Here is a 2606-nt window from a genome sequence, read left to right as displayed (position 1 = left end):
CGTCACCTCGATTTCGGCCATGCTGACCTTTTCAAAGGCCTGCACGCCGCCACTCACCGACACGGCCAGCTTCTTCGTGCGCACCAGTTCATTGTACAGCCGCGACGACGATCCGCCGGCCAGCACCGTCAACGCCACATCGGTGAGCACGGCGGCACGGTCGAGCCGGCCCGGCACCGGCCAGTGCAGGGAAACGCGCGGCGTCGGCACCTTGTCATACAGCGTCTCGCGGCGCTCCGTGGTCCAGCGCGGCACCGGCGCGTCGAGGCGCTTCACCTCCGGGCCCCGGTTGATCGGCCCAAAATATTTCTCCACCAGCGGCTTGGCAGACTTCGCATCAATATCGCCGGCCAGCACCAGCACGGCGTTGTTGGGGCCATAATTGGCGCGGAACCAGCTCTGCACATCGGCCAGGCTCGCGCCGTTCAGATCGGCCATCGAACCGATGCTGTCGTGATGATAGGGGTGGCCTTCTGGAAACAGCGCCTTCAGCGTGGCATAACCGGTCAGGCCGAAGGGCGCATTGTCGCCTTGGCGTTTTTCATTCTGCACCACGCCGCGCTGCGCATCCAATTTGGCCTGCGTCACCGCGCCGAGCAGCCAGCCCATGCGATCAGATTCCAGATACAGCGCCAGATCGAGCGCCTGGGTCGGCACATTTTCGAAATAGTTGGTGCGATCGAACCAGGTGGTGCCGTTGGCGTCCGTCGCGCCCACATCCTCCAGCTTCTTGAAGAACACGCCGTCGTTGTTCTCGCTGCCGTAGAACATCAGATGTTCGAACAAATGGGCAAAGCCGGTCTTGCCACGGGGCTCGTCCTTGGAACCGATATGATACCAGACACTGACGGCCACGATCGGCGCCTTGCGATCGGTGTGGACGATGACGCGCAGGCCGTTGGGCAGGGTGAACTGTTCGTATGGCACCTGCACCTGGCTTACCAGCGCAGCGATGCTGGCCGGTTGGGTGGCGGGCACGGCACCAGTCTGCGCCAGCACCGGTTGCACCAGCATCGTGGTGGCAGCCAGTGCCACCAGAAATTTGCGGAACATCGAGAAAACCTCACTCAATCTTGCAGTTTGCACAGGCTTAGCCTGCCTGATACGCAACGCCAATGATCAAGCACGCGCTCCTCCTGTCCGCCACCCTGCCGCTCATCGCCGCAGCCGCTCCCGCTCCAACCAAAGGCACTGGGGCCGATCCGCTGGCCGCGTCGTTCCGCGCCCATGTCGCCTTCCTGGCCGATGATCTGCTGGAAGGCCGCGGCATCGGCTCGCAAGGCCACGAGATTGCCGCCAATTATATCGCCCAGCATTTCGCCCGCCTCGGCCTGCAACCGGCCGGCGACAACGGTTCGTGGTTCCAGCGCGTGAACTTCGCCGAAAGCCGCTTCGCCAGCGAACGCGAGACGGCCGTGATCGAAACCGCCGGCGGCAAGACGCTCAGCCTCGAAAACGGTGTCGGCCTGGTGCTGTCCCCCGGCGACCTCGCCGGCCCGGAAAGCATCAGCGGCGAAATGGTGTTTGTCGGCTATGGCCTTCAGGACAAAAGCCAAGGCATCGATGATTTCGCCGGCCTTGATCTGAAGGGCAAATATGCCGTTGTCCTGTCGGGGGCGCCCGATGGCATGAACAGCGAAGTCGCCGCCCACCTGGCCCGCACCTCCAAGGGCATCGCGGCGCTGCAGGCCGGCGCCGTTGGCCTGATCACCGTGCGTACCCTGAAGGAAGCCGCCCGCCTGCCGTGGGAAAAGTTCGCGCCCCGCGCCCGCCTGCCACGCCGCGTGCTGCTGGGTGCCAACGGCCAGGCACTGGGCGATGGTGCTGGCCTGAAGGTGCGCGCCAGCATCGATGATGCCGCCGCCGCCGCCATCTTCGCCGGTTCCGCCATGAGCTTTGCCGATGTGCAGGCCGCTGCTGCCAAGGGCCCGGTGAAGGGCTTCCCGTTGCAGGGCCGTTTCAAGATCAACCGCGCCACCAAGCTGGAACGGATCAGCAGCCCCAACGTGCTTGGCCTGCTGCCCGGCACCGACAAGGCGCTGGCCGCCGAAATCGTGGTGATTTCCGCCCACAGCGACCATGTTGGCGTGAAGGCCAATCCCAAGCCCGGCGAAGACCGCATCTTCAACGGCGCCATGGACAATGCCAGCGGCACCGCCACGATGATGGAAGCCGCCACCGCGCTGGTGAAGGCACCGCCCAAGCGCTCCGTGCTGTTCCTCGCCACCACGGCGGAGGAATCCGGGCTGCTGGGCGCCGATTATTTCTCGCGCCAGCCCACGGTGGACGTGAAGCGCATCGTGGCCGACGTGAACATCGACATGCCGATCCTCACCTGCGATTTCGGCGATGTGGTGGCCTTTGGCGGCGATCGTTCAACGTTGGGCCCCACGGTCGCTGCCGCAGCCAAGGCGATGAAGCTCGGCCTGTCACCCGATCCGCAGCCGGAAGAAGCGGTGTTCACCCGGTCAGATCATTACCCCTTCGTGCGCAAGGGCGTGCCTTCGGTGTTCCTGAAGACCGGTTGGACCGACGCCAAGGGCGGCATGGTCTGCAAGGACGCCGAACGGACGTTCCGCCTCAACAGCTATCACGAAGTTTCCGAC

Annotated in this window: 2 protein-coding genes; one reads left to right on the top strand and one right to left on the bottom strand. The window is 64.6% G+C overall.

The genetic code is table 11. The features are described 5' to 3' along the window. Positions 1-1053 (bottom strand): M16 family metallopeptidase (locus tag RT662_RS01335; RefSeq protein WP_409530123.1); only part of this gene is annotated, 1053 nt, incomplete at its 3' end. A 62-nt stretch (positions 1054-1115) separates the two neighbouring features. Between RT662_RS01335 and RT662_RS01330 the strand changes: the two genes are divergently transcribed. Then, on the top strand, positions 1116-2606 hold a 1491-nt coding region (locus RT662_RS01330; RefSeq protein ID WP_313668490.1), incomplete at its 3' end, for a M28 family peptidase.

Source organism: Sandarakinorhabdus sp. (assembly GCF_032115815.1).
Lineage (GTDB): Bacteria > Pseudomonadota > Alphaproteobacteria > Sphingomonadales > Sphingomonadaceae > Sandarakinorhabdus.
The sequence above is the reverse complement of the archived record's forward strand: the minus strand, read 5'-3'. Positions and strand labels throughout refer to the sequence as shown.